The 7,005-nt window shown below is 64.8% G+C and carries 5 protein-coding genes and 1 pseudogene; 4 read left to right on the forward strand and 2 right to left on the reverse strand.

The window, feature by feature from the left end; genetic code table 11:
- The first annotated feature begins 295 nt into the window (after nt 1-295).
- The 4 genes from JMF90_RS17085 (at nt 296) to JMF90_RS17100 (ending at nt 6,116) form a co-directional block, all read left to right on the forward strand.
- Entirely contained in the window at nt 296-952 is a 657-nt protein-coding gene (locus JMF90_RS17085; protein WP_226292207.1) for a TetR/AcrR family transcriptional regulator, read from the forward strand.
- 351 nt (nt 953-1,303) lie between these two features.
- Nucleotides 1,304-2,602, forward strand: a complete 1,299-nt coding sequence (locus JMF90_RS17090) for a dicarboxylate/amino acid:cation symporter (protein WP_011548676.1) — start codon at nt 1,304-1,306, stop codon at nt 2,600-2,602.
- A 455-nt stretch (nt 2,603-3,057) separates the two neighbouring features.
- A complete protein-coding gene (locus tag JMF90_RS17095; RefSeq protein ID WP_011548675.1) occupies nt 3,058-4,992 on the forward strand; it encodes an SMP-30/gluconolactonase/LRE family protein in 1,935 nt (644 codons plus the stop codon).
- Between the two features lie 293 nt (nt 4,993-5,285).
- Nucleotides 5,286-6,116: a peptidyl-prolyl cis-trans isomerase gene (locus tag JMF90_RS17100; protein ID WP_011548674.1), complete on the forward strand. Its 831-nt coding sequence runs from the start codon at nt 5,286-5,288 to the stop codon at nt 6,114-6,116.
- Nucleotides 6,117-6,147: 31 nt separating this feature from the next.
- On the opposite strand, the gene JMF90_RS17105 is transcribed toward JMF90_RS17100, so the two are convergent.
- Nucleotides 6,148-6,585 carry an N-acetyltransferase gene (locus JMF90_RS17105; protein ID WP_011548673.1) on the reverse strand — a complete coding sequence of 146 codons (438 nt, stop codon included), beginning with the start codon at nt 6,583-6,585 and terminating at the stop codon, nt 6,148-6,150.
- A 42-nt stretch (nt 6,586-6,627) separates the two neighbouring features.
- Nucleotides 6,628-7,005: pseudogene (locus JMF90_RS17110) on the reverse strand (hypothetical protein); the annotation flags it as partial.

A 7,005-nucleotide genomic window follows, 5' to 3' on the forward strand; every position in this document is an offset into this window, starting at 1 on the left:
ATCACGATGCCGCTTTTTTGTCGATCCATCATTTCAGAGGAATACTGATGAAATGACGGGCCCGACCTGATGGAAACCATGGCGCGAACGCGGTGCCGCGTTTCCGGCCCGGGATTGCGCGTTGACGCCGGCGCACGGCGTCGATACGAATCATTTCCAAATATTACAGATCGTTTACGTGCCGTAGTGTCGAGGTCTGCGCATCTTTGTGAGAATGTGTCGCGATCGCTGAATCGTGCGGTCCCGGGCGTGGCGATCTCTCGCGGGACCGCGACCTGAAACGGCGCCGCCGGATTTGATCCCGACAGGTACCTTCCCTATAATGCGACGATTTAGTCCGGTTATTTCGGGAAGCATGGCGCGCACACGAAACGAAAACCTTCACCAGCAACGCCGCGAGCAGATCCTCACCGCGGCCGCCCGGGTCTTCAAGGCCAAGGGGTTCCACGGCGCGCGTACGGAAGATATCTGTGCGGCGGCCGACATGAGCGCGGGCGCGGTGTTCCGGTATTTCGCCGACAAGCGCGAGATGATCGACGCGATCATCGCGGTCGAGGTCGAGCGTTATACGCAGGACTTCGATCGCATCCTCAGCAAGGACGGGCTGCGTTGGCTGGCCAACATCACGGCCGACGAACTGACCGGGATGCTGGCGCAGGGCGATGACGGCCTGGGTGTCGACAGCTGGCTCGAACTCGCGCGCGATGCCGAGCGCCGCCCCGATATCGTCGGGCTCGACCGGAAGATGCGCGCGGATCTCGCGGGCTTGCTGGCAAGCGGCCAGGCCGAAGGCTGGGTCAGGCCATCGCTGGATCCGGCAGGCACGACGAACATCGTCTTCGCGATGTTCAACGGCCTGTGGCTCGACCGCAGCCTCGGCACGTCCGTCGACATGGAACGGACGGCCGCCGCGCTTGGCGATTTCTTCCGCACCTGCGTACTGGTTGCCTGACGCCCGACATGGCCGGCGCGCCGCGTTGACGCATTCGCCCGCCCGCCGTGCCTTTCCGGGCAAGCTGCGTCCTACCTGATCCGCTGACATTCCCCGACATCCGGCCGCACCGGAAGCCGGCCGGACCGCGACACCGGCCGTTTCCCGACGACATCAGGACGCAAATCAACTCGCGGGGCTTTCACATTTGAAAGCCGGTGCACCATTTGCGTTAGAATGCCCCCCCTTGTCCGCCCTGGCGACCGCCCGACGCGGACAGGTACCCGCATGGAGACACAGGTTTCAATTCGCAGCCGGACGCGAATGATTGACCCGCCGTCAGCAACATACGCCTTGTAATTTGGATCACTAATGAAGAAGAAGCACAACATTACCAAGTACATCGTTGTCGCGATGATGCTTGGTATCGCCGTGGGTTACGCCTGCCATAGCGCGTTTCCCGACCCGAAGATGGCGAAGGAAGTCGCCGGCTACGTGTCGTTGCTGTCCGATGTATTCCTGCGCCTGATCAAGATGATCATCGCGCCGCTGGTGTTCGCGACGCTGACCGTCGGCATCGCGCAGATGGGCGACGGCGGCGCGGTGGGCCGCGTGGGCGTCAAGGCGTTCGGCTGGTTCTTCATCGCGTCGTTCACGTCGCTGCTGCTCGGTCTGCTGACCGCGACGCTCCTGCAGCCGGGCAGCCACCTGAGCCTGCCACTGCCGCCGTCCGATGCGGCGCTCAATCTGAAGACGGGCGCGTTCACGCTGAAGGATTTCGTGGTGCACCTGGTGCCGAAGTCGATCGCCGAGGCGATGGCGAACAACGAAATCCTGCAGATCGTCGTGTTCTCGATCTTCTTCGGCACCGCGCTGTCCGCGCTCGGCGAATCGGGCAAGCGCCTGACCGGCGTGATCGACGATCTCGCGCAGGTGATGCTGAAGGTCACGGGGGCGGTGATGGGGTTCGCGCCGGTCGCGGTGTTCGCGGCGCTCGCGTCGACGATCACGACCGAAGGGCTCGGCATCCTGCTCACGTTCGCGAAGTTCATGGCGAGCTTCTATCTGGCGCTGGCGCTGCTATGGGCCGTGCTGACGCTGGCCGGCGTGACGTTCCTCGGCAAGCGCGCGTTCACGCTGATCCGGCTGATCCGCGAGCCGTTCCTGCTGTCGTTCGCGACGGCCAGCTCCGAGGCCGCGTATCCGAAGCTGCTGGACGCGCTCGATCGCTTCGGCGTGAACCGCAAGATCTCGAGCTTCGTGCTGCCGATCGGCTATTCGTTCAATCTCGACGGCTCGATGATGTACTGCACGTTCGCGGTGCTGTTCATCGCGCAGGTATACGGCATCCATCTGCCGCTCGGCACGCAGATCACGATGTTGCTGATGCTGATGGTGACGTCGAAGGGAATGGCCGGCGTGCCGCGCGCGTCGCTGGTCGTGATCGCGGCGACGCTCAACCAGTTCAACCTGCCCGAAGCCGGCTTGCTGCTGATCATGGGCGTCGACATGTTCCTCGACATGGGGCGCTCGGCCACCAATGCCGTCGGCAATTCGATCGCCGCGGCCGTGGTCGCGAAGTGGGAAGGGCAGCTCGACGCGCCGCGCGACGACGACGATTCGGACGATGCGCGCGTAGCCGAGGTGAAGGTGCGGGAAACGTCGGCATGATGCGTGGCAAATGCGGCAGTGCAACGTCGCGTTGCCCGACCCGCGGCAAATGACATTCGCCGGCCCGGATTCGATGCGGATTCAGGCCGGCGATGTGTTTTGGGGCAGTGGCTTTTCCCGATGTTTCCGAAATGGCATTCGCCGTTTCAATTGATCGACGTCGAATCGGCGGCGATATTCCGGCAGGCGCCCGCCTGATTTTCCCGATTCCCGATCCGGCGCGTAAGTGACCATTCACTGACGCGCGGCGGGCGCTCGCCAAAAGCGCGGGCGATTCGCAATTTTTTTCGATTTATATAACGCTATTCTCGCCCTGCGCATTATCGAATGCATGCCGTATGTCATACCGACTGCGCCGGATGATTCGGGGAAGAATTGACATCTCGCGGGCTTCAAGCCATCTGGCCGGCCGATCCCTCATGTGAATGACTACCCTGTTCAGGAGAGCATCCGTCATGGTCGCCAGAAAACGCATCCAGGCCGCGCTCGTTGCCGCGGCGATCGCCGCATTTGCGCCCTCTGCTCACGCAGCCAACACCACCGACTGGATCGCGAACACGTACGGCACGCTCGCCGCGCACGTCGGCAACGTCGCGCGCGCGATGTGGGTAGCCCCCGAAGGCGTGATCTACACGGCGTCGATGTGGGACGAGGATGAAGGCGGCGTCGCGATCTACCAGAACGGCAAGAGCATCGGCTCGATCGGCGCGCATTCGGAATTCCAGGGCAGCGCGATCACGGGCAACGCGACGTCGCTGTTCGTCGCGCTGCAGCCCGGCAAGACGTACGGCAGCGGTGCGGTGGGGCGCTACAACCGCGCGACGAAGGTTCGCGACCGCGTGATCCAGATCAGCGCGGCGACCAACCAGCCGCGCATCGACGTCGTCACCGGGCTCGCGACGGCCGGCTCGCTGCTCTATGCGAGCGACTTCTACGGCAATCGCGTGCGCGTGTTCACGACCGATGGCGTGTGGCAGCGGGATATCGCCGTGTCGGCGCCGGGTGCGCTCGCGGTGGACGGCGCGGGCAACGTGTGGGTCGCGCAGAAAAGTGCCGGCTCGATCGTCGGCTTCAGCCCGACCGGCGCGCTGCTCGATACGATCCGGATGCCGGCCGGCTCGCATCCGTCGGCGCTGTATGTCGATGCGGCGGCCGGGCAACTGCTGGTGGGCGACGAAGGGCCCGACCAGAACATCAAGCGCTATTCGATCTCGGGCCGGCCGGCACTGGCCGGCACGTTCGGCGTGCGCGGCGGCTATCTCGACACGACGACGGGCATCAAGGGGCAGGTCGGCCCGCAACGCTTCACGCGCATCGTCGGGATCGGCAAGGACACCGGCGGCAACCTCTATGTGCTCAACAACCCGTGGGGCGGCAGCTGGGATCTCGGCCGCAACGGCGCGACCGACATTCATGCGTACGGCAGCAACGGCAATCTGCGCTGGACGCTGCAGTCGCTGAACTTCGAAGGCATTGCCGCGCCGGACCCGGTCACGGACGGCGCGCTGTTCTACGGCGCCACGCATATCTACAGCGGCAGCGCGGGCGGCAAGTTCGTCGCGAACACCGTCGATCCGTTCACGTATCCGTCGGACCCGCGCATCAACATGAACGATACGCAGCGCGACGAACACTTCGGGCTGCTCACGTCGGTCGGCGCGAACCGGATTCTCGTCGCGGCCGGCCAGAACCCGCCGGTCTTCTACTTCTATCACTTCAACGCGGCGAACGGTTACGTCGCGATTCCGGACGGCTCGATTCCCGGCCCCGCATTCAATACCACGCAGCGCGTGACGGGCGGCTTCAGCCTCGACAGCCAGGGCGGCGTATGGGCCGGCCTCGACAAGACCGGCGCGATCACGCATTACCCGCTGACCGGCTTCGACGCGAACGGCAAGCCGTCGTGGGGGCCGGGCGTCGCGACCCGCATTCCGGCCAGCATCGTGCCGCTGACGCGCATCGTCTATCTCGCGGACAGCGACACGATGGTGCTTGCGCAGGGCGCGGTCGGCAGCAACGACTGGACGTCGATCGGCACGCGCATCGAGGTGTATCACGGCTGGCGCGCGGGCAACACGACGAAGCCCGACCCGGTGATCACGCTGCCGCACAGCGGCGCGAAATCGATCGACGCGGCGGGCAACCATCTGTTCGTCGGCTACTGGTTCAGCAGCAGCGGGCCGCTGTGGCCGAACGTCGACGCGTTCAACCTCACCACCGGCAATCTCGACACGACGCTGGTCAATGCGAACCCCGCGACGGTCGACACCAGCAGCGCGATCGATGCGATGTACAGCATCCGCGCGTACCGCCGGTTCAACGGCGAGTACGTGGTGATGAAGAACAACGTGAAGGGGAACAGCATCACCGTGTACCGGTGGACGCCCTGACAGGCTGAAGGTGCTGAAGACGCCGAACGTGCAGCCGCGTCGGGCAGCGGCCGTACTCGCGAAGTCGTGAAAGCAATCGTGAGTATTTTCGCGGGATTGTTGCGCAATGCGCATGCAATGCACCGCGGGCACCCTGCGCGCCGCGCCGTGCCGGACCCGCTTGCCGAACCTCCCGACGTGGAAATGCGGTTCCGTGCACAATGGCGGCGGCTCCCGCGGACGTTGTGCGGGCGTGCACGATGAACGAGCGCGGCGGTCCCTGCCGCGTTTCTTATGCTTGAAGCGACCCAACGATGAAGAAGAAAACGATCCCGAATCGCCTGTTGACGATCGTCGCGCTGGCCGGCGCACTGAGTGGCCCGGTCCACGCGCAGACGGCGGAGACGGTCGCGACCGTCAACGGCACGCCGATCACGCAGGCCGACGTCGATACGCTGCTGCGCGCGTCCGGGCAGCCCGATTCGCCGCAGATCCGCCAGGCGATCAAGAACCAGCTGATCACGCGCGTGCTGGTTCAGCAGGCGGCCGAGAAGGCGAACTATGCGGACAAGCCCGAGGTCAAGGCGGCGATGCAGCAGGCGAAGGTGACGGCCGAGGTGCAACTGTACCTGCGCGACCACGTGAAGCCGGAGCCGGTGACCGACGAGCAGGTCAAGGCGCGCTACGACGAACTGGTCGCCGCGCTCGGCAAGAACGAATACAAGCCGCGCGTGATCGTCGTCAAGGACCCGGTCGCGGCGGCGACCGTGCTGAGCGAGCTGAAGGCGGGCAAGTCGTTCGACGGGCTGGCACGCCAGTACAGCCTGGCGCCGAGCCGCGATACCGGCGGCGAGCTGCCGTGGGTGAGCTTCAATACGCCGGCGGCGGAAGGCAAGACGGCCGGGCTGCCGCTGCCCGTTGCGCAGGCGCTCGAGAAGCTGACGGTCGGCGCGACGACGAAGGATTCGATTCCGGTCGATGGCGTGCGGGCGATCGTGAAGCTGGATGCGAAGCGGCCGACGCAGGTGCCGGGTTTCGAAACCGCGAAGCCGACGCTTCAGCAGCAATTGCAGGCGATCGCGGCCGAGAAGGCGAGCGCGCAGATGATCGGCAATCTGCTGAAGGACGCGAAGATCACGCAGTAAGGGCCATGCGACGGCGTCGACATGACGCGCGTCACGCGTGCCAGACCATGCTCGCGCTCGTGTCGGTTTCCGACGCGACGCGAAAGCCGAGCCGTTCGTAGAGCCGCCGCGCCGGGTTGCCATGTAGCACGCTGAGCGATACCGGCACGCGCGCGTGCGCCGCGTCGGTCAGCAATGCGTGCAGCACGGTTTTCCCGATTCTCTGGCCCTGGCGCGCGGGGAGAATCTGGATCTGATGGACGTGCCATTCGCTGGCGGCGCGTGTCACCTTCAGCAGGCCAATGGCATCGGCGCCTTCACAGACGATCATCGCGTCGTCGAAGTTCGCGCGGATGCGCTGGTCGTGCGCGTCATCGTCGGTCGGCGCGCCGACGCGCTGCAGATGCTCGGTCATCGTGAGTCGACGGAGCGTCAGCAGGAACGGGAGATCTTCCTGAGACGCAGCACGCAGATGGATCGCGGGTTTCATCAGTGATGAGAGGTTGCGTCGGGCGCGACGCTTCGGTGCGGATCACATGCCCGGCAACCGAATTTGCAGGCCGGCCGGGCGATGTTCGAGGACATCCGTGACCTCGTATTCGGTTTTTGCCCCGTCCGAAGTTTGCCACTGCTGCATACGGACATTGCACAAGAGCACGTCTCCCTTGCTGAAACTGATCTGGCTGTTGTTCACGCGCGACAGGAAGCCGGCATCGGTGATCGTCGCGTGAATCGTCGACGTGCCGTCGTACAGGCGCCACTTGTTGTCGTCCTTGAACGCGAGCGACACGATCGAGAATGCCATCTTGCGATGCTCGTCGAGCAGGAGCGAGTCGGTCGGCTCCGGCGCGTGAAACCATGCGATCTCGTTGTGGGCGACCGTCTCGTATACCTCGGTATCGGTGCCGGC

Origin of the sequence: Burkholderia sp. E168m23, assembly GCF_016586125.1 — a bacterium.
Lineage (GTDB): Bacteria > Pseudomonadota > Gammaproteobacteria > Burkholderiales > Burkholderiaceae > Burkholderia > Burkholderia orbicola.